Consider the following 26,086-nt stretch of genomic DNA (forward strand, 5'->3'; position numbering starts at 1 on the left):
TTTTCCGTGCGCTGAGTGCCGCGCGTTTGCCGAAAGTCTGGAGTATCGAATGAGTTTGCCTTGCCTTACTGCCGCGCGCCGCTTCGACGTTGGCGCGCATCTGCCGTTCTGGATCGACGCCGAACAGGTCGGCTGGATTCGCTCGGGCGACGTGCATCTGCTCGAGCGCTGGCCCGACGTGTTCGAAATCAACGGCACGCGCGTCACGCTCGCGCCTGCCTTCAATACCGTCGATCTTCGCAGCGCGGCGCTCGCTTCCGTGATCGGCGCGCTCGCGGGGCAGGGGCGCATTCCCGGCTGGCGCAACGAGACCTACGCGATCCGCAACGCGTTCGACGCGCGGCCGCTCGCGTACATCGAGCGCGCGGCGTCGCGCTTCTTCGGCACGATGACCTACGCGGTGCACCTGAACGGCGTCGTAGAATACGCACATGGCGGCGCGCCCGGCGGAGCGCCGCGCTTATGGATCGCGCGCCGCAGCGAAACCAAGGCGACCGATCCGGGCATGCTCGACAATGTGGTGGCGGGCGGGATCGGCTGGGGCTTCAGCGTGGAGACGACGATCGTCAAGGAGTGCTGGGAAGAAGCCGGCATTCCCGAAGAGATCGCCGTGCGCGCCGTCGCGGGCCGCACCGCGCATGTGCTGCAATCGTTGCCGGAGGGCACCCAGGCCGAGCAGATTTTCATCTACGACCTCGTGTTGCCGGCCGACTTCGTGCCGCGCAATCAGGACGGCGAAGTGGGCGAGCATCGCCTTGCGCGCATTGACGAAGTGGCGCGCTGGATCGAAGAAGGGGCGATGACCGTCGACGCGAGTCTCGCTACGCTCGACTGCCTGCTGCGCCGCCGCTGGATAGACGAAGAAGCGTGCGCGGGCATAGAAACCCTGTTCGCGCCGCCGCTGCCGGCGGTACGCGCGCTGTAACGCCCAAGCCGCGCACCATGCAGCAACACGAACAAACCACGCATTGAAGAAGGGAGTCACCCAGGTCATGTCGACCGATCACAGCTTTATTCTCAAACTGTCGTGCGCCGACCGGCCCGGCATTGTTCACGCCGTGTCGGGTTTTCTATTCGAGCGCGGCAGCAATATTCTCGACTCCGCGCAGTTCGGCGACAGCCGCACCGGCGAGTTCTTCATGCGCGTGCATTTCCAGCAGGTGGGCGGCGATCCGGGGCTGGAGGCGCTGCGTGCGTCCTTCGCGACGCTCGCCGAGCAGTTCGGCATGAGCTGGGAGTTGCACGATGCATCGGTAAAGCCGCGCGTCGTGATCATGGTTTCGAAGATCGGCCATTGTCTAAATGACCTGCTGTTTCGCTACCGCACGGGTCAGCTGAACATTGAGATTCCGGCGATCATCTCGAACCACAAAGAGTTTTATCAGCTCGCCGCGAGCTACGACATTCCGTTCCATCATTTCCCGCTACTCGGCGGCACGCCGGAAGCAAAGGCCGCGCAGGAAGCGCGCGTGCTGGAAGTGATCGACGAACATCAGGCCGATCTCGTCGTGCTCGCGCGCTATATGCAGATTCTGTCGCCGAAGCTGTGCGAAGCGCTTGCAGGCCGCGCAATCAATATTCACCACTCGTTCCTGCCGAGCTTCAAGGGCGCGAAGCCGTATTACCAGGCGTTCGACCGCGGTGTGAAGCTGATCGGCGCAACGGCGCACTATGTGACGACCGATCTGGACGAAGGTCCGATCATCGAGCAGGAAGTGGAGCGGGTGGACCACAGCATGACGCCGGAGCAGTTGACGGCAATTGGCCGCGACGTCGAATGTGTGACGCTCGCGCGTGCGGTGAAGTGGCACGTCGAGCATCGCGTGGTATTGAACGGCAGCAAGACGGTGGTGTTCCGCTAGAAGCCGGCGGCGGTTTTTGCGGCGGTTGCGCGGCGGCGCTGCCGCCGCGCACGTTCATTCAGCCGCGATCTTTTCTGCTGCCGCCGCGTTGACTAATTCCGCGCGATCTCGCCCGCTGCCGACGCGTTAGCTCATTCCGCGCGTTTTCTCCCGCTGCCGACGCGTTAGTTCATCCCGACGTAGCTCTCCGGTTGCCGCCGTATTGGCTCATTCCGCCGCTATCTCTTCCCGTGGCCGCGCCGGCGTTCTGCCGGGCTCACGAGTCACCGGCGCCTTCTGCGCTTCGTCTGCCTTGTGCGCCGCGCGGCGCCGCGCGTTCAGCTTCTTTAGCCAGATCAGCAGTCCCGTCGCGCTCAGCACGGCGACTGCAATGCCCACCGCGCTGATCAGGATGCGCCCCCCGATACCGAGAATGCGTCCGGAGTGCAGCGGATACTGAACCTGCATGAAGATGTCGCCGGCCGTGCCCCTGCCTGGAATCTGTTTGCCGAGGAGCTTGCCCGTGGCCGCGTCCCAGTACATCCACGGGTTGCCGAGGCCCATGTCGCCGTGATCGTTGCCGGTCTGGAAGAAGCCGACACCGTACGCATGCACGAACTCTGCGTAATAGATGCCACCCGGCGGCGCGGCGATGTGCTGCGCCTTGCCCGCTTCTTCGGCGATCTGCACGATGCGTTCGCGACTGAGCACACCATCGCCCGGTTGCGGTGCACGGGCGATCTGCGGGTTGTTGATCGGGTCCGGCGTGAGCGTCGAAAACATCGAGACGATGGGACGCACGACCGGCGCGGCGAGGTTCATCGACACCGAAGTGAGAGCCACCATTAGCAGCAGACCCCAGATCCATACGCCGCCCGAGCGGTGCAAGTCGAAGGTGAGCGCGTAGCCGCCGCGTCCGAAGCGGAACGCGAACGACTTGCGCCACGACTTCACGCTCGGAAACGACAGCCACAACGCAATCACGCTATCGAACAGCCAGATGATGCCGACCACGCCCATCAGCCATACGCCCAGGTCGACGCCGCCCGTAAAAGGCAAATGCAGCGTGTAGTGCAGCTTGTAGACGAACGGAAGAAGGTTGATTCGCGAGAGGGAAAAGGCGCCCCATTCGCGGCGTCCTTGCACCTCGCCGGTGGCCGGGTCGACCGCGATCTGGTTGAAGTCGAGCTTGTAGGGTTCGCGCGTCGCCGGGTTCGTGCGCGGCAGCACCATCATCTGGAGCGTGTGGCCGGGCTCCGCGGCGAGCGGCAAATACGTTACTTGCACGCGCGGATCGGCGGCTTCGACACGCCGGGCCAGTTCGAGCCCCGACAACGCAGGTCCGGCCGTGCGCGCCTTGAAGAACGACGGGTTGAGCGCGGCGTCGAGTTCGTGATCCCACGCGATGATCGCGCCGGTGAGTCCCGCGACGAACAGAAACAGTGCCGTGGCCACGCCGAACCAGCGATGCAGGCGAACGAGCTGACCCCTCATGAGCGGGCCGGCGGGAGGAAACTGGACTGCGGACGATGTATCACTGCGAGCGCTTGGATGGAAATAGGAATTGTTCGCATCTTATGCGAAGCGCGTTGCAGGCAGCAAGTTCCTCGAAAGGTTTGCGCTATGGACCGGGGACCGCGGCAGCGGCCCCTCAAGGCTCACCCTTCCTCGTGCATCCACCGGGCGACTCGTGATTGGTGCGACAAAATGTCGCAGGTCCAAGCTTACAATTCGCATAATTTTTTGGCATCATCGCGTCCCGTAGAAATGGGAATGATTCTCATTTGGTAAGAATCAGCGAGATGGAACAACAATGAACAAGCACAGCGGGGTAACGCGTCCACGTAAAACACGCAGGATGCGCCGATTGAACTGGGCGGCCTGTCTGGCGCTGACCGCCACTCAGGGCGCGTTGGCGCAGCAGGTGCCGGCGGCGCCAGCCGCGGCCTCGGCCCCGGCGGACGGCGACGACAAGGCGCTGCCCACAGTTAAGGTCACCGCCGCGCAGGACACAGCGCAGCATCTGAAAGAGGACGTAGGCAGCGGCGCACTCGGCAGCCGCTCGCAACTCGATACCCCGTTCTCGACCACGGTCGTGACGAGCGAGGAGTTGCAGGATCGCCAGCCGTCAAAACTCGGCGACGTGTTCGCCACCGACGCCTCGGTGTCCGACAACGGCAACGCATACAACGCGTGGGCCACGTATCTCACCGTGCGCGGCATGCAGCTCGACTGGCAGTCGGGGTTCAAGATCGACGGCATGCCGTTTAACAGCTACGGCGTGACGATGCCCTACGAGCAGCTCGAAAAGGTCGAGTTGCTCAAGGGGCTGACTGGCTTCATGTACGGCTTCGGCGCGCCCGGCGGCGTGGTCAATTACGTCACGAAAAAGCCGCCGGTGTCGACGACCCCTGTGCGCAGTGTCGATGTCGGTTATTACACGGACGGCGTATGGACCGAGCACGCGGACCTGGGTGGCCGCGTCGGGCCCAACGGCATGTTCGGCTACCGTCTGAATGCGACGCATGAGGAAGGCAAGACGTATAACGACGGCAACGTGCGGCGCGATTCGGTGTCGGTTGCGCTCGACGCGCGCCTCACACGCGACCTCAAAGCGACGTTCGGCGCGTTATACCAGGAGCGCCATTCCACCGGCATTACCGGCTCGATTTCGACGGCGCAATACACCGGCACCAGCTTGCCGCATACCCTGAGCGGCGGAACCGGCGACCTTTCCGGCCCGGACCAGCACCTGAACACGAACCTCCAGCTTTACACGGCGGGGCTTCAGTACAACCTCGGCGAAGACTGGACGCTCAACGCAAGCTACAGCTACAGCAAGAGCTCGCGCGATCGCAACGAGAGCACCTATTACCTGCTGAACGGCGCGGGAGATTACACCGACAGCCGTTTTGCCGGCAAGGAAGGGCATCAGCTGAGCTTGTGGCAGGTGTCGGCGGAAGGGCGCGTAAAGACGGGGCCGCTGGTGCACCAACTCGTGCTGGGCGCCGCCTATCAGCGCCAGACGAACGACTACGGGGCGAACAGCTTCTTCGGTCAGATCGGCACGGGCAACATCTACCAGCCCAACACCAATACGTTCTACAGCGCGTCGAACTACTACACGTACCGCGACAGCGACATCACGCAAAAGGCGCTGTTCGCGAGCGACACGATCCAGTTGACCCAGCGCTGGTCGGTGCTCGGCGGCGTGCGCTACACGAACTACGAGCAGCACGGCTACTCGACCACCGGCGCGACCACGTCGACGTACAGCCAGAACGGCGTGGTCACGCCGACCGTCGCGGTCATGTTCAAGCTCGCGCCGACCACGACCTTGTACACGAGCTACGTGGAGTCGCTGGAGGCAGGCACGGTGGTCGGCGACACCTATGCGAATCGCGGCGAACTGCTCAAGCCGTTGCGCAGCAAGCAGTACGAAGTGGGCATCAAGACCGAGCATTCCCGCTGGAGCGCGACGGCCGCGCTGTTCCGGATCGAGCGCGGCGCGGCTTACGCCAACAGTGCGAACGTTTATACGCAGGACGGCGAGTCGATCTTCCAGGGTATCGAAATGGGCGGCGACGTGCGTCTCGGCAGCCACTGGAACGTGGGCGGCGACCTCATGTGGATCAATACGAAATACGAACGGGGCGCGGCCAATAACGGCAATCGCGTGGCGGGCGCGCCGCAGTTCGTGGTGGCCGGCCATGCGACTTACTCTGTGCCGTACGTGCCGGGGCTGCGCATTGGCGCGGACGCCAAGTTCACCGGCAATACCAACGTGCGGCCTTCTGCGAACCTGAACGCGCCGGGCTATATGCTGGTGAATCTGGGCGCGAGCTACGCGACGCGTATTGCGGGCTACGACGTGACCTTCCGCGCTGCGATCGACAACCTGCTCAACCGCCGTTACTGGGAATACCAGTACGCGGACTACGTGACGCCGGGCGATCCGCGCACTTTGTCGCTGAACGCTCGCATCGACTTCTGAGCAAAAAAAAACGGCACCGCGGTGCCGTTTTTTATTTGCCGGGCAAGCCTGCGTGTATCGCAGACTCAGACCAGCCGAAGGTAGATCAGCTCGCGTTTGATATACGCATAGAAGATGGGCGCGGCGATCACACCAGGCAAACCGAATGCGGCTTCCATGACCAGCATGGCCACGAGCAACTCCCACGCGCGCGCCTCGATCTGCCCGCCGACAATGCGCGCATTCAGGAAATACTCGAGCTTGTGAATCAGAATCAGGAACGCGAGCGACATGACCGCGGCCGGGAAGCTCACCGAAAGCGCCACCGCCACGATAATCGTGTTCGAGATCAGATTGCCGATGACGGGCAGCAGGCCGACGATGAACGTGATCAGCACCAGCGTTTTGGAGAGCGGCAACTGGTCGTGGAAAATCGGCAGCACGACAAGCAGGAAGATGCCGGTGAACACGGCGTTGATCGCTGAGATTTTCACCTGCGCAAACACGATGCGGCGGAACGCGTCGGCGAAACGGGTCACACGCGTGACGAACGCCGTGGAGAGCGGCAGCCGCTGCATCTGCTTTTGCGCGCTGACCGCGATAATCGCGCCGATGATCATGCCGATCAGAATATGCGTGAACGCGCGCGCAGCCGTCTTGCCGCTTTGCTGAAGCATGTTCGCATGCGTCTGCATCAGTTCGGCGGCCTTGGTTTTCATCTGCTCGGTGTCCACCGGCAGAGTGCTCGCGATGAACTGCGGAATGCGGCCACGCGCCTGGTCGATCAGCTGCATGGCCTGGTCGAGCAGCTTCTGCACGCTCGGCACGTCGTTCTCGAAGTGCTCGATAATGCCGAGCGTGAGGCCGGTAAGGGCGCCCACGATCACCGTGGCAAGAAACACCACCGCCAGCCAGCGTGCCCGCCCGCTCGACATATGACGCTCAATGCGCGGCGCGATGGTATGCACGAGCTGGAACACCAGCAGCCCGGCGAGCAGCGCACCCAGCAACCGTAGCTGGATCACCGCCCACATGCCCAGCAGCATCAGCACATAACTGCCGATCTCGACCGCCGAGAGTTTCGGCAGGCTCATGTTGCTGGTCAGCCTGACCGGGCGTGGGCGCAAGTCCTGCACTTGCCCGTTTTCGCTCGCCTGATTCCGCTTGGCCATGGCTTATCCGTCTCCAACCCGTGTTATGCAGCGTTACTTTTTGCTGGCCGCGCGTTTCAGCAAAGGCGCCAGATATTTACCGGTAAAACTTGCTTTGGACTTCGCGATCTGCTCAGGCGTGCCTTGGGCAATGATCTGGCCGCCGCCCGCGCCGCCTTCCGGACCCATGTCGATCACCCAGTCGGCGGTTTTGATTACATCGAGATTATGCTCGATGATCACGACGGTATTACCCTGGTCGCGTAACCGATGAATAACTTCGAGCAGCAGCGCAATGTCATGAAAGTGCAACCCGGTGGTGGGCTCGTCGAGAATGTATAGTGTGCGACCCGTATCGCGCTTGCTCAGTTCCAAAGATAGTTTGACGCGCTGCGCCTCGCCGCCCGACAGGGTGGTCGCCGACTGGCCGAGCCGGATATAGCCGAGGCCCACGTCGAGCAAGGTTTTCAGCTTGCGTGCGACGACCGGCACCGGCTTGAAGAACTCGTACGCATGCTCGACCGTCATGTCGAGCACTTCGCTGATGTTCTTGCCTTTGTACTGCACGTCCAGCGTTTCGCGGTTGTAGCGCTTGCCGTGGCAGACGTCGCACGGCACGTACACGTCCGGCAGGAAGTGCATCTCTACCTTCAGCACGCCGTCGCCCTGGCAGGACTCGCAGCGTCCGCCCTTCACGTTGAACGAGAAACGACCCGGGTCGTAACCGCGCTCCTTGGCGGCGGGCACGCCTGCGAACAGCTCGCGGATCGGCGTGAAGAGCCCTGTGTAGGTGGCGGGATTCGAGCGCGGCGTGCGGCCGATCGGCGACTGGTCGACGTTGATGACCTTGTCGAAATGCTCGAGCCCCTCGATCGACTCGTAAGGCGCCGGCTCCGTGGACGACCCGTAAAGATGATGCCCGACCGCCTGGTAAAGCGTGTCGTTGATGAGCGTGGACTTGCCCGAACCGGACACGCCGGTCACGCAGGTAAGCAGGCCCACCGGCAGATCGAGCGTGACATGGCGCAGATTGTTGCCGTGCGCCTCGACGATGCGCAGCCGTCGCTCGTCCGGGTCCCTGCGCTCGTCCGGATACTCGATGGTGCGCGCGCCCGACATGTACTGCCCCGTCATGGACGCCGCATTGCGTTCCACCTCTTTCGGCGTGCCCTCTGCGATCACCATGCCGCCGTGCTCGCCGGCGCCCGGACCCATGTCGACCACGTAGTCGGCCATGCGGATCATGTCTTCGTCGTGTTCGACGACGATCACCGAGTTGCCGAGGTCGCGCAGGTGCTTGAGCGTAGCGATCAGCCGGTCGTTGTCGCGCTGATGCAGCCCGATGGACGGCTCGTCGAGCACGTACATCACGCCAGTAAGGCCCGAGCCGATCTGCGACGCGAGGCGGATGCGCTGTGCCTCGCCGCCCGACAGCGTTTCGGCGCTGCGCTCGAGCGACAGATAATCGAGCCCGACGTTGTTCAGGAACATCAGCCGCGCGACGATTTCCTTCACCACCTTGTCGGCGATTTCGCGCTTCGAGCCTTCCAGGCGCAGGGTCTGGAAATAGCCGAGCGCGTCGCGCAACGGCCAGCCGCTGATTTCGTAGATGCCGCGCGCGTCGCCGTCTGCGCCGATGCGCACGAAGCGCGCCTCGCGGCGCAGCCGCGTGCCCGCGCAAGCCGGGCAGGGCTGGTTGTTCTGGTACTTGGCGAGCTCCTCGCGCACCGCGGCTGAATCCGTCTCGCGGTAACGCCGCTCCAGGTTGGGAATGATGCCTTCGAACACATGCTCGCGGACCGACGCGCGCCCGCGCTCGTTGATGTACGAGAACGGAATCTCCTGCTTGCCCGAGCCGAACAGCAGGATCTTGCGGACTTTCTCCTGCAGGTCTTCTACAGCCGTGTCGATGTCGAAATCGTAGAATGCCGCGAGGCTTTGCAGCATCTGGAAGTAGAACTGGTTGCGCCGGTCCCAGCCTTTCACCGCGCCCGCCGCCAGCGACAGCGACGGATGCGCGACCACCCGCTTCGGATCGAAGAAGGTGATCTGGCCAAGGCCGTCGCATTCCGGGCAGGCGCCCATTGGATTGTTGAACGAGAAGAGCCGCGGCTCGAGTTCCTGCAGCGAATACGAACAGATCGGGCAGGCGAACTTCGAGCTGAACAGATGCTCCTTGTCGGTGTCCATTTCGAGCGCGATGGCCCGGCCGTCTGCAAGACGCAGCGCGGTTTCGAACGACTCGGCGAGACGCTGTTTCATGTCGGGCCGAACCTTCAGGCGATCCACCACGACGTCGATGGTGTGCTTGTCGTTTTTCTTCAGCTTCGGCAGCGAGTCCACTTCATAGATCTTCGCGGCGCCTTCGTTGGCCGTGCCGCCGCCCGAGCGCACCCGGAAACGGATGAAGCCCTGCGCCTGCATTTCCTCGAACAACTCGACGTGCTCGCCCTTGCGGTCCGCGACCACGGGCGCGAGGATCATCAGCTTGGTTTCTTCCGGCAGCGCGAGCGCCGCGTCGACCATTTGCGACACACTTTGCGCTTCCAGCGGGATTTCATGGTCCGGGCAATAGGGCGTGCCGACGCGTGCGAACAATAGCCGCAGGTAGTCGTGAATTTCGGTGACCGTGCCCACCGTGGAGCGCGGATTGTGCGAGGTGGCCTTCTGCTCGATCGAGATGGCAGGCGACAGGCCCTCGATCAGATCCACGTCGGGCTTTTCCATCAGCTGAAGGAATTGCCGCGCGTAGGCCGAAAGGCTTTCTACATAGCGCCGCTGTCCTTCCGCATACAGCGTGTCGAACGCGAGCGACGATTTCCCCGAGCCGGAAAGACCGGTAATAACGACGAGCTGATGACGTGGTAGGTCGAGATTGACGTTCTTCAGGTTGTGGGTGCGAGCCCCACGAATACGGATTTGTTCCACGGATTTATTCCATGAACTGCGGAAAGAGGAAGAGGCTAAACCTGCTACTATAACGACTTTTCAAGGCCGCCGTTACGGCTTCCTGACGGCCCAAAGAGGACCTCAGGCATGCTGTAAGTCCGCGGTTCAGCGCTGCGGCAAAAGACCTAACTGGGGCCGTTTTCCGTCGGTACAAGGCGCGGCGCACGAGGCAAGGGCAATTGCTCACGCCGCGAGGCACAAGCAACTAACGAACGGCAGCGCCGGGGGTGTCGTCCGGCAGCCGCAAGGCCGCGCCGCGTGCCGCACGGCCTTCACGTGCAAAGCCGTCCGGTCGTGGCGTGCGCGCTGCGCCACCCGCTCATTCAAAGAACGCTTCCGATGTCCAATCCGTCCGCCACATCTTCACGCATGAGCGCGCCTGAATTGCGCGCGACCGTGTCGCTCGCCGCCATCTTCGCGCTGCGCATGCTCGGTCTCTTCATGATCATGCCGGTGTTCTCCATCTACGCGAAGACGATTCCCGGCGGCGAAAACGTACTGCTGGTCGGCATTGCGCTCGGCGCATACGGTGTCACGCAGTCGATGCTTTACATTTTTTACGGCTGGATTTCCGACAAGGTGGGCCGCAAGCCGGTCATTGCGACGGGGCTGCTGATTTTCGCGCTCGGCAGCTTTGTCGCGGCGGGCGCGCACGACATGACGTGGATCATCGTGGGCCGGGTGATCCAGGGCATGGGCGCCGTGTCGTCCGCGGTCATCGCATTCATCGCCGACCTGACCGCCGAGGAGCACCGCACCAAGGCAATGGCGATGGTCGGCGGCAGCATCGGCATTTCGTTCGCGGTTGCTATCGTCGGCGCGCCGATCGTTTTTCATTGGGTCGGCATGAGCGGCCTGTTCACGCTCGTCGGCGTGTTTTCGATTCTGGCGGTGGGCGTCGTACTGTGGGTCGTGCCGGATGCGCCGAAGCCCGTGCACGTGCGCGCGCCGTTCGCCGAAGTGCTGCACAACGTGGAGTTGCTGCGCCTGAACTTCGGGGTGCTCGTGCTGCATGCCACGCAAACGGCGCTCTTCCTCGTCGTGCCGCGCATTCTGGAAGCGGGCGGCCTGCCGGTGGCGTCGCACTGGAAGGTCTATCTGCCCGTCATGGGGCTTTCGTTCGTGATGATGGTGCCCGCGATCATCGCCGCCGAAAAGCGCGGACAGATGAAGACGGTGCTGCTTTCCGCCATTGCTCTTATCCTGTTCGGACAGTTGTTATTGGGCGTCGCTCCGCATACGATTCTGAGTGTGGCGGCCATCCTTTTTGTGTACTTTCTCGGCTTCAATATTCTCGAGGCGTCGCAGCCTTCGCTGGTCTCGAAGCTGGCGCCGGGCAATCGCAAGGGCGCGGCGGCCGGCGTGTACAACACCACGCAGTCCATCGGTCTGGCGCTCGGCGGCATGATCGGCGGCTGGCTGCTGAAAGTTGACGGACAAAGCGCGGTATTTTTCACCTGCTCGGGGCTCGTCTTATGCTGGCTTATAATCGCCGCAAAGATGAAACAGCCGCCGCGCAAGGCATAACAGGCTTTTTCGTGGTTTTCGCGGTGCGACCGGCGTACCCGCATCGCGAACCGCGCTCGGGGCATATCCCGGCATCACCCAGAACTCACCCGGCGGCGGGCAGAGGCGCGCTTCCAGTCCCGGGCTTGCAGGCCACGAGACGGGAACCGCGAATCGCCGTGCCGCCCGCAATGGAATCAACAGGAGAAACTCATGGCATCCGTGAACAAGGTCATTCTCGTCGGCAATCTCGGAGCCGATCCGGAAGTCCGTTATCTTCCGAGCGGCGACGCAGTGGCGAACATTCGCCTTGCCACGACGGATCGGTACAAGGACAAGGCGTCCGGCGAGATGAAGGAGGCCACAGAATGGCATCGCGTGTCGTTCTTCGGCCGCCTCGCGGAAATCGTGTCCGAATATCTGAAGAAAGGCTCGTCGGTGTATCTGGAAGGCCGCATCCGCACTCGCAAGTGGCAAGCGCAGGACGGCACGGACCGTTATTCGACCGAAATCGTCGCTGAACAGATGCAAATGCTTGGTGGCCGCGGCGGCTCGATGGGCGGCGGCGACGAAGGCGGCTACAGCCGCGGCGAGCCGTCCGAGCGTACCGGCGGCGGTGGCGGCCGCGCGATGTCGGGCGGTGGGTCGCGTGGCGGCAGTGGTGGCGGTGGCGGTTCCAGCCGTCCCAGCGCGCCGGCAGGCGGTGGGTTTGATGAGATGGATGACGATATTCCGTTTTAAGCCCACCCTCGCGACAGCCCCCAGAAAAACCCCGCGCATGCCGCGGGGTTTTTTCATGCCGGCTTGGCCGCCCTACCGCTCCAGATGCACCAACGCGTCCCGCATCGGCGAACTCGAAATCATGATCGGGCCGGTGAGTGGCGTGTCCAGATCCACGATCACGTAAATCGCTGACGCAATCGACACTGCGCCAAGCGAAATGGTCACCAGGGCCAGCGCATTGCGCGGCGCGATCAGCCCGAAGCTCAGAAAAATCACGCAAAGCCAGAACGTCAGTGTCTTGAAGAAGGGCTGAGAAATCGAGCTGTGCGCTTCCTCGATGATCTTCCAGCGCGCGTCCACCACGCGGCGAAACTGCGTGAGACCGTCGTCGAGCGCGCGCTGCTGCAGCGGGTCATGCGCGCGCAACTGCCGCAATTGCTGGCCCACGGACGTCAGCAGTTCACCCAGCCGCACGTTTTCCAGCTTCTGCGAGTTGACGGTCGTGCCGATGTTTCTCGGATAATCGCCGGCCGGAGCCGGCTCTTGCGGCCATGTCGAGGCAATTGCCGCCGCCGTGTAGACGCGCAACAGTTTGCGCGCCGTGTCCGTATCGCCGCCGTATTCCCGCAACGTCATATCCAGTTCGATGATGTCGGCTGCATAAGTGCGCAGATCGTTGGCCGCCGTGTCGAAGCTGGATTTTGCCGACGCCGTCATCAGACCGAGCACCAGCGCCGCGAACGTCACCAGCATGCCGATTACCAGTTGCACGAGCTGCACCGTTTCGTGCGCCTTGTGTTCCTCTGGCAACAAGGGCCGCACCCAGACGCCGAAACCCGTGGCCGCGAGCAGCAGAACGAAGACCACTAGAGCCGAGCCTATTTCCGACATAGAAATGCTCCTATTGATGCTCGCGTCGTTTGCCGCCGCGCTCGCGCGGGCACGAGGCAACTACGCCTTCGCCACGCTCGGGGCGCCGTTCGCTGCCGTCGTCATTTGATGTGACGCAAACGCTTGCGGCTCCACCATAAAGTTTTCAGATAAACGGCCGTAGTCCCTATGTGTGGCATTCGCTTAAATTTTGACAAAAAGTTGCGAACCATGCCGAAAGGGGCTTGGGCGCAGCATGCGTGGCCGGGGCACATTCACTGAGTATTCGGTCAGGCAGCCCATATGGAGACTAGCCCGATGCTGAAAAATCTGTCGATTCGCAGTTGCCTTACCTTGATGATCGCGTTCTTTGCCGTTGCGCTGCTGCTAGGCGCTGCGGCCGGGCTGCTGTCGCTGCGCTCGAGCAACGCGTCGCTGCAGCAGATGTACACGGTCGATACTCCCGCCGTCGCGGATCTCGAGGGCAGCGCCGGCCAGTTGTTGCGGCTGCGCCTCGCGCTGGCCACTTACGCGTCGCTGGTCGACCTGAACGATGAGGACGGCGCCAATGCGGTGCTCAAGCGTTTCGCTCAATATCAGAAGGGCTCCGACGAGCGGCTTGCCCACTATGTGAGCCGCGCGAGTGCCGACGAGGACGAGCAGCGCCTCATCAAAGACATGCAGACGAAGCGTGACACGTTCCTGCACGAGGGCGTCGAGCCGGCGCTGGCCGCGCTGAAGGCGGGCGACCGTCCCACGTTCCAGCAACTGCAGGCGCACAAGCTGCCCTCGCTATACAGCGCGTACGAAAAGGCGATGCTCGCGCTCGAACAGCTGCAGCTCGACCACGGCGCGCAGCGCTATCAGAGCGCGCAAGACCTGTTTTACGCGATCTGCGTGACGGTCGCTATCGGCATCGTCGTTTCGCTGGTCGGCTCGCTGATCGGCCGCGCCGTGCTGGTGCGCGCAATCGTGAGTCCTGTCGATGCGACCATCGCGCAGTTCCAGCGCATCGCCAATGGCGACCTGACAGGCCGCATTGTCGTCACGAGCAATAACGAAATGGGACGTCTCGCCGCCGCGCTACGCAAGATGCAGGAGTCGCTGATCGCGACAGTCAGCTCGGTGCGTCAAGGCACGGAATCTATCGATAGCGGCGTGAGCGAGATCGCCGCCGGCAATACGGATCTGTCGCAGCGTACCGAGGAACAGGCCGCGTCGCTCGAACAGACGGCCGCGAGCATCGAGGAGCTCACGTCGACAGTCAAGCAGACTGCGGACAACGCCAAAGAGGCGAGCTTGCTGGCGCAGGGCGCGTCGACACTGGCCGCGCAGGGCGGCGAGCTGACGGAGAAAGTGGTGGGGACGATGCACGAGATCGTCGACGACTCGCGGCGCATCGCCGACATTGTCGGCGTGATCGAGGGGATCGCTTTTCAGACCAACATTCTGGCGCTGAACGCGGCGGTCGAGGCGGCGCGCGCCGGAGAACAGGGCCGCGGTTTTGCGGTCGTCGCGAGCGAAGTGCGTTCGTTGGCACAGCGAAGCGCTGCGGCCGCGAAGGAAATCAAGGCGCTGATCGAGGCATCGACCGCGCGGGTGGAAAACGGCTCGCAACTGGTCGAACGCTCCGGCTCGACGATGACCGAGATCGTGCAGGCCATTTCGCGCGTCAGTTCGATCATGGGCGAGATTGCAGCGGCGGCAAACGAGCAGAGCACCGGCATCGATCAGGTGAATCTCGCTGTCGCACAAATGGATGAAGTCACGCAGCAGAACGCCGCGCTCGTCGAGCAAGCGGCGGCGGCCGCGAGCTCACTGGAGGAGCAGGCGCGAAGGCTGAGCGCGGCGGTGGCGGTGTTCAGGACTGACGGCGGTTCGTCGGCGCCGCATGGTCTTGCGGGCTTGCGCGATCGCAGCGTTCAGGGGGCTGGCGAGCCGTCGGTGACGAACCCGGCGGATGAGTGGGCTGCGGCTTGAGGTTTGGGTGTCCCGGGTGTTTTGGCTGCGAGGATCGGTCGCGCAAAAGGCACGGCGCGTAGGCCGGGGCGCCAGGTCACGGCCGGTCGGTCGCGGCACGTGGCTCGTGGCTCGTAGGCCCGCGCACAAAAGTGCCCGCAATTGGGTCCCCGCACAAAGGTCGCGGCACAGAGGTGACGGCACAAAGGTGACGGCACAGAGGTACGGCAAGGAGGTCACGGCACGTAGGTGGTGGCTCGTAGGTCCCCGCACAAAAGTGCCCGCACAGAGGTCACGGCACAAAGGTCGCTGCACAGAAGTCGCGGCATATAGGTCACGGCACAAAGGTCGCAGTAGATAGCCACCGGCGCCTAGCTCACGGCGCGGGACGGGCGCATAGGCGTGGTGCCGTGAGCGCCTGTCATGTCACACGTCGCCGCGCTGCCCCCATCGCTTGAAGGCGCCCTCATCAGCCAATGCGCGCCGAACGCGCTGCACCGGCCATTATGGCCAGCCGCGCCGCTCGGCTCTCTACTGCATGGCTGCGTAATACTTCGCGAGGCTGTCGATCTCTGCGGACGTCATCTTCCGCGTGACATTGCGCATCTGCTCATTGATGTCGTTGTGACGCGCACCTGAAGCAAACGCCCGCATTTGCGCCGCAAGATAGACGGATGACTGCCCGCCGAGCCACGGTGCAGAACCCTTGCGGTCGAGTTGTCCGTGACATGCGGCGCACGGCGCGATATTGCGCTGCGGATCGCCCTGCATCGCGAGGCGCACGGCGGTCGCATCGGGCGTGCTGCCGGTAGGCGCAACTTCCGCCGCCGGACTTCGCGGCAGCGACGCATAGTAAGCCGCGAGATCGTGCAGGTCCTGGTCGCTGCGCGCGGCGACAATAGGCTGCATGATCGCGTTCTGCCGCACGCCTTGCTGGTAATCGCGCAACTCCTTGTAGACCACGTCCGCGTATTGGCCGGCCAATGCCGGCGCGGTAATCTGAACGTTGCCGACCACACCGTGGCACATCGAGCAATTCTGCGTGGCGATGGTTGCGCCACGGCCGATTGAAATCGCATCGGCTCGCACGCGACGCAGCGGCGGCAGCACGACCACGTCGCTCGGCGCCGGGCCGCTGATGTTGGCGCCGCTATACCAGCTCGACGGCACGCCCGCCGCGCCGCAGATGGTTGCCCACAAGCCGCGGTTGGCGAAGGCGCTGTTGGCGGAAGGCAGCCAGACAAAGCCGATCAGGATGGAAACGACGGCAATGGCGACCGTGCCGCCCACGCTCACCGTGAACCAAGGGTTGCGCAAGCTGAAGACGCGTTCCTGATTCATCGCTGTGCTCCAACGACGACCGCCGGCACCGAAGTCTGCGGCAGTTTCAGCAATTGGAAGATCGGCACGCTGTAGTTGACGACGGTCAGGCCAATCATCAGCGCCACCCACAAGCCGAAGGTGTTGAGTGCGGCCGGCACGCGTTCCACCGGATGCACGGGGCTCGCAAACCGGAAACCCTGTTGCGCAACCGCAGGTCCGAATTGCGACTTCGCCAGAATGTAGATGAAGAGCGCGCCCGAAACGACGAGTATGAGGCCGCCCACCGCCGACATGCCGACCCAGAACGCCTGCGCTTCGAGGCCCGGCATCTGGTAGTCGTAGTAGGCCATGCGACGCGGCGCGCCGAGCAGGCCGACGTAATGCCACGGCAGCGTGACCACGAGCATGCCAACGAACCACAGCCACAACTGGGTGCGCACGAGCTTCAGCGAAACGATGGCGCGGCCCGTCAGTTGCGGCCACAGTTCATAGGCAATCGCGAAGTACATGATCACGATCGCACCGCCGAAGATCAGATGGAAGTGCCCCGTGACCCACTGCGTGTTGTGCACCGTGGTGTTCAGCTGATAGCTCATGTTGATCAGGCCGCCTGCGCCGCCGAGCCCGAGCATGACGAACGAGAACGCAACCACGAGCATCATCGGGTTTTGCCAGGGCAAGGCTGTGAGCCAGCCGAACGCCCCTTTGCCGCCGCGCAGCCGTCCAGCAATCTCCACCGACGCGCAGATCGTGAACACGGTCAGCAGGGTGGGCACGGAAACCATGCCGGTGAAAACCGCGTGCAGGAATTTGAAGCCCGAGCCGACTTGCGGGTCTGCAAACAGATGGTGAATGCCGATCGGCATTGCGAACACGAGAAACAGAATGAACGAGACGCGCGCCATCGAATCGCTGTAAAGCCGTCCGCCGATTGCGCGCGGCACGAGCGTGTAGTAAGCGATATAGGCGGGAATCAGCCAGAAGTAGACGATGGCGTGCAGCGTCCACGAGAACAGCACGCGCGACAGGCCGGCGTCGATCGTATTCTTCAGGCCGAACGCGACCGGCAGGATCTGCAACAGGATTTCGAGCGCCGCGCCAACGGCGGTCCACGCCCACAGATAGGCGCCGGCGACATTGGCGAACATCGCGAGCGGCACGGGCTTGCCCGGGTTCGCGCGCCTCCAGATGCGCAGGTTCACGTGCATCAGCGCGACCCATATCCACGAGCCGACCACGACCAGCACGACGCCGAGATAATAGAACGGACTACCGATCATCGGCGGATAGAAGGTGTAGAGCACCGAGGCCTTGCCGAGCGCCACGGGCACCATTGCCATCACCGCGCCGACCGTCAGCATGATGAACGCGGCCCACGCCCATTTCAGTCCGGCAAGGCGCTGACCGAGTGCGAGCTCGACGATTGCGTAGCCAAAGCCCATCGACACCAGAGTCGGCAGCACGTATGCCATGACCGAGCCGTGCGCGGTCACGGAGCGGTAGTAGAGCTCGGGGTCGCCGATCCACGGGGCGAGGGGGCTGCGCACCAGCATCTGCCACGCGCCGAGAAAGAGCGCGATGATGAACGCGATAAAGGCGAGCCAGAAATGTGCGAGAACGAGTCGCTTAGCGTGAAACACAGCTCAGCCTCCGTGATTGTCGTGCCTGTTCGAAGAAGGCCGCCTTGTCGATCACCTTCACGTGTGCCCACATGGCCTGATGACCGAAGCCGCAGAACTCGTGGCAGGGCATGGTGTGGTCGCCGGGCGCGTCGAAGCGCGTGTCGAGCGTGGCGACGTAGCCGGGCACGACCATGGTGTTGATGTTGGTGTCCGTAATCAGCAGGCCGTGCACGACGTCCGCGCTCGTCGCGCGAATCGTGATGGGCGTGTCAGCCGGTACGAGCAGACACTGTGGCGTGAATGAATACTGCTGCGCGATGAAACGCACCACCACCGAGCCGTCCGGCTCGACGGCGCTGCCGAGATTGTCTTCGACGAATTCGCCCGAGAGTTGCAGCCGCGACGGGTCGATGGTTTCCACGCGTGACGGCGGCATCATCGCCCAGTGCAATCCGGAGAACACGATCACGGCGAGCATCAGCAGGATCAGCGCGCTCACGAAGATCGCCCAGCGGCGTTCGGCGCGGGCGGCGACTGCGTGGCCGCTGCCTGGCGGGTGTTGGGATTCGGGGGAATGAGTGGACATGATCAGTGCACGACGCCGCGCGGCAGGAACACGAGGAAATAGAAGGCAAACCAGATCGCCATGACGATCAGCGTGGCGACGCCCGCCACGGCAACCGCGCCGTGCGGACCGGCGGCCACCACGCGCTCGAGCTCTTCTTCCGTGGACGGACGCGCGCGGCGCGTTTCGTTCGCTTCCATTTCAAGGCTTCTCCAGGTTCCGATGCAGCGGGGGTAGCGGCCGCCGTGTCGTTAATGCAGCGGTGCGTTACGCAGTTCGTTGACCTCGTGCGCGGTCACGGGCTTGCCGTGATTGCCCCACGCGGTGCGGATGTAGGTGACGACGGCGGCAGCCTCGGTGTCGTTCAGTTCCTGCGCAAAAGGCGGCATGCCATAGGGCTCCGGATTGCGCTTCGTGCCGGGCGGGAAGCCGCCGTTCAGCACGATGCGGATCGGGTTGACCGCGGAGTCCATTTCTATCGACTGGTTGCCTGCGAGCGGCGGATAGTGCTGCAACTGGCCCTCGCCCTTCGCGCCGTGACACAGCGCGCACTTGTCGCCGTAGATCTTTTCGCCGAGCGCGAACAGGTTGGTGTCGGTGGCTGCACTCGGGCCGGTCTTGCGGCCGCTGTTGTCAGGCAGCGTTTTCAGATACTCGGCCATTGCCCTGACGTCTTCGTCGGTCATGTATTGCAGGCTGTGATACGTGACCTCGGCCATCGGGCCATAGACGGCGCCGCGGTCCGAAATCCCCGCTTGCAGCAGATCGACGATGTCCTTGATGCTCCAGTCGCCGAGGCCGCCGTCCTTGTCGGACGTGAGCGAGGGCGCGTACCAGTTTTGCACCGGAATCAGCCCGCCGGCAAACTGCTCGCTTTGCGACGAGCCGCCCAACATGTTGATCTTCGTGTGGCACATCGTGCAGTGCCCGAGCCCTTCGACGAGATAGGCCCCGCGGTTCCATTCGACCGAGCGGGTCGGATCTGGCTTGAATTCGCCCTCGCGGAAATACAGCGTGCGCCAGCCGTACAGCAATTTGCGCTGGTTGTACGGAAAACGCAGCGTGTGCTTGCGATTCGCCTCCCGCACCGGTTCGACGGATTTGAGGTAGGCGAAGATCGCGTCCGAGTCCTCACGTGTGACCTTGGTGTACTGCGCGATCGGCATTGCGGGATAGAGCAGGTTGTCCTCGGGCGTGATGCCGGTGCGCATCATGCGGAAGAAGGCCTCCTCGCTCCATGTGCCGATGCCGTATTGCGCGTCCGGCGTGATGTTCGGCGAATAGAGCGTGCCGAACGGCGTTTCCATCGCGAGGCCGCCCGCGAACAGCTTGCCGCGCGGCGCAGTGTGACATGCGACGCAGTCGCCCGCGCGCGCAAGATACTCGCCGCGTTTGACGATGTCCGGGCGGGTGTCGGTGGAAGCGCTGGATTTAACCGGCTGCACTTTCTCGGCTGCACGTGCTTCGGCGACCAGCAGCGGCGATGGGGCATGCATGCGGGCGAGCAGTGCGCTACCGGTCACGAGCGCGACAGCGACCAACAAAGGCAAGCGGCGACGCGTCAGCAGGCGGGTAGAACGAAGTAGCGATTTCATTGCGGTTGGCTCCCGCATGCGAGAGGCAAGCGCTTCGCCGATTCCGGCGCGGGCCGCGGGTCGGATGGACGCGGTTGCCGCGCAAGCCACGTGGAGACGGCGGTGATGTCCTTGTCGGTGAGCTTCACGGCAATCGAGCGCATGCAGTCCGGCGCGAGCGCATGGCGGGTGCCCGAGCGCCATGTGCCCATCTGCCCGGCGATATAACTGGCATGCAGACCGAGCAGGCCAGGAATGCCCGGCTGCTGACCGGTCATGCGCTCGCCGTGACACGCGATACACGCGGGAATCTTGCGCGCCGGGTCGCCCTGCTGCACGAGCCGCTGACCCGCGGCAAGCACGGCCGGCGTGACGTCGGATTGATCGGCATTCGGATAGGGCGGCTGAAGGTCAGCGAAATACTGGCTGATCTTGCGCAGGTACTCGTCCGGCAGAAAGGCGACCAGATAACCCATTGGCGGATAGGTGCGGCCGCCGTCGCGAAATGCGGTTAGCTGATTGAACAGATACTCGGCGGGCTTGCCCGCGATGCGTGGAAAATAATCGTTGTTCAAGCCTTGACCTTGCACGCCGTGGCACGAGGTACAGGCGCGCACGCGTTCGTCCATGGCCGAAGGCATGGCTGCCGCCACGGCACCGGCCGCGAGCGCGGTGCCGCTCCACAATATGTGAAGCACGAACACAACGGCAAATCCCAAAGCTCTACGATGCACGTCGGGCCTCGCTGGGGAACGTTCTTTTATAGGTTCTGCTTCAGCTGCATATCAGGCTGGATCGTGTTCCAGACGTGATATGCCACGCACAAGCTGCTTTACCGCTTTCTCGACTTTCTCTATGACGGCAGCTTCAGACTGACAGTGTCGGATAGCAAACGGAAGCTTATTCTGGATGGCAAAAGCTGATTCGCCATGGCAAAGCAATTGCTTGATCGAGATCAAGCGCGCTCGTGAATGCGCTGCGGCGCGGCAGCAGTTGCACGGCCTGATCGATGCCGGATTGCATAATGGTCCGGAGGCAGGTTGCATGGGTTCGTTGATTCGTCTCTGACCATCATAGATGCGGTTCAACGTGCTTTCAACATCTCGATTAACGAGGCATGCCAATAAGCATTGGCCTGCGAATGTGATCTTTTGATGTACTCAACTGAATAGGCGCGTCAACGCTGTGCGCGCATTGCTCACCTGTTCGCTCTCGCCAATGCGGCCAGGCAATAGATGAAATTCGACGGCCGGCAACGAAGGCAAGCCGATGCCGGGTGGGCACGCCGCCACGCCCGCACCAATGGACGACTCATTCAGACACGAAATGCCTAGCCCGGCCTTCAGCGCAAGTTGCAACCCGGCCACGCCCGAGGCGGAGTGCGATACCACATAGGGCACCTTGTTTTCGTCGAGCAGCTTGACGACAAAGCGCTGCAACTGGCAACTCGCGGGCAACAGCACAAGCTGATAGGGGGCGGTCGGCCGTGGGCTCGCGTCGGCGGCGCTCACCCACAAGAGCTTCTCGCGCCGCACCACGGTGCCCTGCACGCTGCCGCGCGCGGCCGGTGCATTCGGCTTACCGGCAACGAGCCGCAACGACAGGCCGATGTCGAACGACGCGTCGTCGCCGGCCTGGCTGTCGATCACCGCACTCGGCAATACGGTGACATGCAGCTTGAGCCGCGGATGCTGCTCCGAAAACGTCTTGAGGATGCGGGCCACGTCGTGGGGGCGGTAGTAGTCCGTGACGGCAATGCGCAACTCGCCGTCGAGCAAGCGGCCTTGCAGGTCTTCGAACGCCGCTTCGTTCATCGCGATGATGCGTCGCGCGTGTTCGAGCAGACGGCTGCCGGCGGGCGTGGCGCTCACGCCCTGCTTGCTGCGCACGAAGAGCGGCTGGCCGGCGCGCTCTTCGAGCTTCTTCAACTGCTCACTCACCGACGACTGCGATAGAAACACGCGTTCCGCCCCTGCCGAAACGCTGCCGGAATCGGCGACGGCGACAAAGGTCCGCAACTGCGCGAGGTCGAATCCGCGTTGGCTCATGTTTCGGTTAGTCCGATGGCTGCTATCTAAACTTCCGGCTTTTCCGATGAAAGTGGCCGCCGTAGCATACCCCCGAAATCATCGCGGAGGAAAGCATGGAAAATGGATTAACGGCAAGCCGCCTGATGGCACGCAGCCGCCCGGCGAGCCACAGGTGGAAAGTGCTGGGCGTGGGCTTCGCGGCGAACGCGAGCTTTTCAGCGGCGTTCTCGGGCATTCCGATGACCGCTGTGTATCTGCGCTCCGGCTATCACCTTGGCAACGACGGCTTGGGCTTCGTGCTCGGCATGCTCGGTCTGGGCATTGCGGTGAGCGAACTGCCGTGGGGGCTGCTGACGGACCGTTGGGGAGACCGTCGCGTGTTGCTGTTGGGGCTTCTTTCGACGGCAGCAGCGCTCGCCGGCCTCGCAGCCTTTGCCGCGCCGTTCTGCTCGTATGTGCCTCACGTCGCGACGCTTGCGCTCGGTTTGCTGCTCGTCGGGCTGCTCGGTGGCAGTGTCAACGGCTCGAGTGGTCGCGCGGTGATGGCATGGTTTCAGGAAGGAGAGCGCGGGCTGGCGATGAGCATTCGTCAAACGGCGGTGCCCGCGGGCGGCGGACTTGGCGCGCTGCTGTTGCCCGTGCTGGCGGCCAGGTTTGGCTTCGTGAGTGTGTATGCGGTGCTGGCGCTGGCTTGTGCGATTACGGCGGCGTTTGCCTGGCAATGGCTGCATGAGCCTACGCAAAGTGAGCCTCGCGAGACGCGCGTGGGCGTTGAAGGCGAGGGGCCTCCCGCGCCGCGCAGGATGAGTGCTGAGAAGGTGGTGAGCGGCGCGCATGCTGCGCGCGTCCCTGATGCGGCACGCGAACGCCACGCGCGCACGCGCTCGCCGCTGCGCGAGATGGGAATCTGGCGCGTCGCGCTTGCAGCCGGCGCGCTGTGCGTGCCGCAGCTTGCGGTCGTGACCTTTGGCACTGTGTTCCTGCATGACTTCGGCCACGCCAATGTGTTGCTGATCAGCATCGCAATGGCCGCAGTGCAGATCGGCGCCGGCATTGCGCGGGTATGGAGCGGCAGGTGGACCGACCGGCGCGGCAATCGGCGCGCCTACATGCGCGGCTGCAGCCTGCTGACGGCGGTGCTGTTCGCCGCGCTCGCGCTTGCGACCGCAGTCTCCGGAATGCAGCACGCCGCGGTCACGACAATCACGTGGCTGCTCGCGTCGATGACCGTGCTCGGCGGCGTTAGCGCGTCAGCATGGCACGGCGTGGCATTCACCGAACTCGCGACGCTCGCGGGCACGAAGCGCGCGGGCACTGCGCTGGCAATCGGCAATACCTGTGTTTTCCTCACGCTTTTTTTGACGCCGCTTGCCATCCCGCCGCTGCTATCGCTCGGCTCATGGCCATTGGTGTGGGCGGTGGCCAGCGTCAGCGCGCTCATCGCACTGCCGGTTTTCCCTCAACCGCCAGGTGCGGAACGCCCGCGCGTGAGTCACACCTGCGATGCGGGTTGACGGGCGTCAACCGGGCTGACTGCGTCGACGTGTCGCCGGCCTGCGTGACTCTTGTCTGTATGTCGCGAATGCCACGCCTGCCGGCATTAATGGCAGGCGGTTCGCCGCGCTAATCTCATCGCGCGAAATTCTCCCGAATTATTCAATTTGGATATTCCGCTCTTTTATCGTCGACGGGCCGTACTTCAGGATGGCGAGCGGTTTCGATTTTGCCATGTGCCCGACGGTAATTTGTTGGCCGCGCCCTTCGCTCGCATCGAAAATCGTTGCCGACGGAATGTGTGTCGAATGTCTCAATCTGTTCATTTTCCGGAATAAATATTCTCACATTGGGCGCGCGTATTCCGAGCGAGGGTTCGAGTGATCCTCTCTTATCGCCGGGGTGCCGGTCCCAAGCAAACCGGCACCGCTTCATCCGCCCGCATCGTGCCGCACTGCCTACTTGCCATGCACGGCCGAGCCGACGTGCGAATTGCCGCAGTTGATCGGCCAGGCTGCCGGCATCGTCCGATGCGTCGGCGGCGTGCTTTCGCGGACGCTCGCAAGGCCGTGCGAGCGTCTGCTTCGATCGACCGCTTGCACTGCTTCTGACAAGCCTGCGGTAGCCAATCGTCAGAATGTTTGCTGCAAACGGATTCATTGCGGAAATTGCCGCTGCTTCAAGGTGCCATCGCCGCACTGTTATTCGGCAAATTCACGATGCGTCCAAAACGCTTGGCTTTACTAACGGTCATGGTTTATTCTCATCCGTCTAGATTCACTGCGATTCTCATATATGTATCGGATATCTAAGCAATAATCGGATGGATGACGCAGGCTGTTTCGGATCGCTCTTATGTTTAATCCCGCCGGAATGTTCAAAGATCGAGCAGGGCCAGTCGCCCGCGGGATGGTGAAGGGTAGTCAGGATATGGAAAAGAGGCAGACGATGGGCGACACCGCTGAAGTAAGCACGCCGGTCCGGGCGATCATCGCAGACGATCATCCGCTCGTGCTGTTGGCAATCGAAAATTTGATGAGCGGCTACCCGAACGTCGAGGTGGTCGGTCGCGCAGGCGACGCGACCGAACTGTTTGCCGAAGTCGAGCGAACCGGTTGCGACCTGGTAGTCATGGATCTATACATGCCAGGCGGCGCGGATGGCAATGGAATCGAAGCGGTGCGGCAGTTCCGCCAGCGTTATCCGAACGTGGCTCTCGTCGTTCTGACCATGGAAACCGAGGCCACAGCGCTGCAAAGCGTGATCTCCCTGGGCGTGCAGGCGCTCATCAGCAAGCGCGACCGCATCGATCTGATCCACGTGGCGGTCGTGACGGCGCTCGCGGGCGAATGCTATCTCGGCCCGGCCGTGCGCGCGGTGATTGCGGAGGCGACCGCTATGCAGCGGCTTGACTTCGTGCGCTCCGTATTGTCGCGGCGCGAGCTGGAAGTGTTCACTCAATATGCGTCAGGGCTTGGCGTCACCGAAATTGCGAGCCGGCTGGGGCGCAGCGTAAAGACGATCAGCGCTCAGAAGTGCACTGCCATGCGCAAGCTTGCGCTCAATAGCGACGCCGAGCTGTTCCGTTTCGCCGTGGAGCACGGCGTGGTATCCGAGGCGCGCACTGAAGGCCGTTGGCGTACGGGTACGTGAGAGAGGTCGCCCGCGGGCCGCGTGGCGAAGATAAAAATGCATTGGCATTGTCCGGGGAAGTACTTCTGTACTGGGCAGGCCAATCGATAACACAACAAAACAATGGCAAACAAAATCCGCGTAATGGTGGCGGACGACCACGACTGCGTCCGTGTCGGCGTGACAAGACTGTTGCGCGCCCGACCGGACATCGAGGTTGTCGGGCAGGCCTGCGACACGCACGGCCTTGCCCAATTGCTCGAGGTCTGCGAGTGCGATGTGATCGTCACCGATATCGGCATGCCGGGGCTCGACGGCGGTGACAACGCAGTTTCGTTTCTGCGCCGCGTGTTGCGCGGCCGCGCACATCCGCCTGTCGTCGTACTCACCATGATCGGCCGGGCGCCCATGCTGTCGGGTCTGCTGCGTCTAGGCGTGAGCGCCATAGTCGACAAACGCGACACGGCAGCAGCGCTGATCGACGCGATCGAGGCGGCCATGGCGGCAGACGTCTATCTGTCAGAGCACGTGCGCATCGCAATGAAAGGCGCGCAGGCAGTGCCGCAATTGCGCGACGGCATTCTGAGCGCGCGCGAATGGGAAATTTTCCAGCTATACGCGCATGGTCTGGCGGTACATGAAATCGCTGATCGGCTGCAGCGCAGCGGCAAAACGATCAGCACTCAGAAACGTTCCGCCATGCGGAAGCTGGGCCTCGATACCGACGACGATCTCATTGAGTACGCGCGCCAGATCGGTTTGACATAGCGACGCTGGTCGTGCCGCCCCTTATACCGACATCTTGCGGTCCCGAAATTAGGAGTCTTCTGATTGGTTGAAAAGCCTTGTCGCTCCATAGTTGCGAATTAGCTTG

General features: G+C 63.0%; 21 protein-coding genes. 10 read left to right on the forward strand and 11 right to left on the reverse strand.

Features of this window, described 5'->3' with window-relative positions:
• Positions 1–49 precede the first annotated feature (49 nt).
• The gene (locus JNB89_RS12565) at positions 50–925 is read left to right on the forward strand and encodes an NUDIX hydrolase (RefSeq protein ID WP_220362377.1); all 876 of its coding nucleotides are present in this window, start codon (positions 50–52) and stop codon (positions 923–925) included.
• Between the two features lie 67 nt (positions 926–992).
• On the forward strand, positions 993–1,862 hold the full coding sequence (gene purU / locus JNB89_RS12570) for a formyltetrahydrofolate deformylase (RefSeq protein ID WP_013337969.1): 870 nt from the start codon (positions 993–995) through the stop codon (positions 1,860–1,862).
• A 207-nt stretch (positions 1,863–2,069) separates the two neighbouring features.
• On the opposite strand, the gene JNB89_RS12575 is transcribed toward purU, so the two are convergent.
• Positions 2,070–3,335 carry a PepSY-associated TM helix domain-containing protein gene (locus tag JNB89_RS12575; RefSeq protein ID WP_220362378.1) on the reverse strand — a complete coding sequence of 422 codons (1,266 nt, stop codon included), beginning with the start codon at positions 3,333–3,335 and terminating at the stop codon, positions 2,070–2,072.
• Positions 3,336–3,654: 319 nt separating this feature from the next.
• Between JNB89_RS12575 and JNB89_RS12580 the strand changes: the two genes are divergently transcribed.
• Positions 3,655–5,835 (forward strand): TonB-dependent siderophore receptor, encoded by a 2,181-nt coding sequence (locus JNB89_RS12580; protein ID WP_218741841.1) that lies wholly within the window; start codon positions 3,655–3,657, stop codon positions 5,833–5,835.
• A gap of 65 nt (positions 5,836–5,900) precedes the next feature.
• Here the strand turns inward: JNB89_RS12580 and JNB89_RS12585 are convergent, their stop codons facing one another.
• Both JNB89_RS12585 and uvrA read right to left on the reverse strand, forming a co-directional pair.
• Positions 5,901–6,986 (reverse strand): AI-2E family transporter, encoded by a 1,086-nt coding sequence (locus tag JNB89_RS12585; protein ID WP_013337972.1) that lies wholly within the window; start codon positions 6,984–6,986, stop codon positions 5,901–5,903.
• Positions 6,987–7,019: 33 nt separating this feature from the next.
• Positions 7,020–9,893: an excinuclease ABC subunit UvrA gene (uvrA, locus tag JNB89_RS12590; RefSeq protein ID WP_220362379.1), complete on the reverse strand. Its 2,874-nt coding sequence runs from the start codon at positions 9,891–9,893 to the stop codon at positions 7,020–7,022.
• Positions 9,894–10,253: 360 nt separating this feature from the next.
• On the opposite strand from uvrA, the gene JNB89_RS12595 reads away from it, so the two are divergent.
• Together JNB89_RS12595 and JNB89_RS12600 are read left to right on the forward strand one after the other, a co-directional pair.
• Positions 10,254–11,441: an MFS transporter gene (locus JNB89_RS12595; RefSeq protein ID WP_085955098.1), complete on the forward strand. Its 1,188-nt coding sequence runs from the start codon at positions 10,254–10,256 to the stop codon at positions 11,439–11,441.
• A 192-nt stretch (positions 11,442–11,633) separates the two neighbouring features.
• Positions 11,634–12,161 (forward strand): single-stranded DNA-binding protein, encoded by a 528-nt coding sequence (locus tag JNB89_RS12600; protein ID WP_220362380.1) that lies wholly within the window; start codon positions 11,634–11,636, stop codon positions 12,159–12,161.
• 72 nt (positions 12,162–12,233) lie between these two features.
• Here JNB89_RS12600 and JNB89_RS12605 read toward each other — a convergent pair whose 3' ends face one another.
• Positions 12,234–13,034 (reverse strand): DUF4239 domain-containing protein, encoded by an 801-nt coding sequence (locus tag JNB89_RS12605; protein ID WP_013337976.1) that lies wholly within the window; start codon positions 13,032–13,034, stop codon positions 12,234–12,236.
• A 297-nt stretch (positions 13,035–13,331) separates the two neighbouring features.
• Here JNB89_RS12605 and JNB89_RS12610 point away from each other — a divergent pair, with 297 nt between their 5' ends.
• Entirely contained in the window at positions 13,332–14,993 is a 1,662-nt protein-coding gene (locus JNB89_RS12610; RefSeq protein ID WP_220362411.1) for a methyl-accepting chemotaxis protein, read from the forward strand.
• Between the two features lie 510 nt (positions 14,994–15,503).
• Here the strand turns inward: JNB89_RS12610 and JNB89_RS12615 are convergent.
• The 6 genes from JNB89_RS12615 to JNB89_RS12640 are packed head-to-tail and all read right to left on the reverse strand — an operon-like array spanning position 15,504 to position 20,790.
• A complete protein-coding gene (locus JNB89_RS12615) occupies positions 15,504–16,313 on the reverse strand; it encodes a c-type cytochrome (RefSeq protein WP_220362381.1) in 810 nt (269 codons plus the stop codon).
• Complete coding sequence (locus tag JNB89_RS12620; protein WP_220362382.1) at positions 16,310–17,935, reverse strand: b(o/a)3-type cytochrome-c oxidase subunit 1; 1,626 nt, start codon at positions 17,933–17,935, stop codon at positions 16,310–16,312. The genes JNB89_RS12615 and JNB89_RS12620 overlap by 4 nt, the downstream gene beginning before the upstream one ends.
• Complete coding sequence (locus JNB89_RS12625; RefSeq protein ID WP_220362383.1) at positions 17,922–18,503, reverse strand: cytochrome C oxidase subunit II; 582 nt, start codon at positions 18,501–18,503, stop codon at positions 17,922–17,924. The genes JNB89_RS12620 and JNB89_RS12625 overlap by 14 nt, the downstream gene beginning before the upstream one ends.
• Before the next feature lie 2 nt (positions 18,504–18,505).
• Complete coding sequence (locus tag JNB89_RS12630; protein ID WP_220362384.1) at positions 18,506–18,682, reverse strand: hypothetical protein; 177 nt, start codon at positions 18,680–18,682, stop codon at positions 18,506–18,508.
• A 51-nt stretch (positions 18,683–18,733) separates the two neighbouring features.
• Positions 18,734–20,077, reverse strand: a complete 1,344-nt coding sequence (locus JNB89_RS12635; protein ID WP_220362385.1) for a c-type cytochrome — start codon at positions 20,075–20,077, stop codon at positions 18,734–18,736.
• Positions 20,074–20,790, reverse strand: a complete 717-nt coding sequence (locus JNB89_RS12640; RefSeq protein WP_218741846.1) for a c-type cytochrome — start codon at positions 20,788–20,790, stop codon at positions 20,074–20,076. Before JNB89_RS12640 ends, JNB89_RS12635 begins: the two co-directional genes overlap by 4 nt.
• A gap of 175 nt (positions 20,791–20,965) precedes the next feature.
• Between JNB89_RS12640 and JNB89_RS12645 the strand changes: the two genes are divergently transcribed.
• Positions 20,966–21,124, forward strand: a complete 159-nt coding sequence (locus JNB89_RS12645) for a hypothetical protein (protein WP_167507834.1) — start codon at positions 20,966–20,968, stop codon at positions 21,122–21,124.
• Positions 21,125–21,216: 92 nt separating this feature from the next.
• Here JNB89_RS12645 and JNB89_RS12650 read toward each other — a convergent pair whose 3' ends face one another.
• Positions 21,217–22,104 carry a LysR family transcriptional regulator gene (locus tag JNB89_RS12650; protein WP_220362386.1) on the reverse strand — a complete coding sequence of 296 codons (888 nt, stop codon included), beginning with the start codon at positions 22,102–22,104 and terminating at the stop codon, positions 21,217–21,219.
• 95 nt (positions 22,105–22,199) lie between these two features.
• Between JNB89_RS12650 and JNB89_RS12655 the strand changes: the two genes are divergently transcribed.
• The 3 genes from JNB89_RS12655 (at position 22,200) to JNB89_RS12665 (ending at position 25,980) form a co-directional block, all read left to right on the forward strand.
• A complete protein-coding gene (locus tag JNB89_RS12655; protein ID WP_220362387.1) occupies positions 22,200–23,600 on the forward strand; it encodes an MFS transporter in 1,401 nt (466 codons plus the stop codon).
• A gap of 928 nt (positions 23,601–24,528) precedes the next feature.
• Entirely contained in the window at positions 24,529–25,233 is a 705-nt protein-coding gene (locus JNB89_RS12660) for a response regulator transcription factor (protein ID WP_218741849.1), read from the forward strand.
• Positions 25,234–25,335: 102 nt separating this feature from the next.
• Positions 25,336–25,980, forward strand: coding sequence for a response regulator transcription factor (locus tag JNB89_RS12665; RefSeq protein ID WP_220362388.1), 645 nt, complete (start codon positions 25,336–25,338; stop codon positions 25,978–25,980).
• Positions 25,981–26,086: the final 106 nt, after the last annotated feature.

Source organism: Paraburkholderia phenoliruptrix (assembly GCF_019511605.1).
Classification (GTDB): Bacteria; Pseudomonadota; Gammaproteobacteria; order Burkholderiales; family Burkholderiaceae; genus Paraburkholderia; species Paraburkholderia phenoliruptrix_A.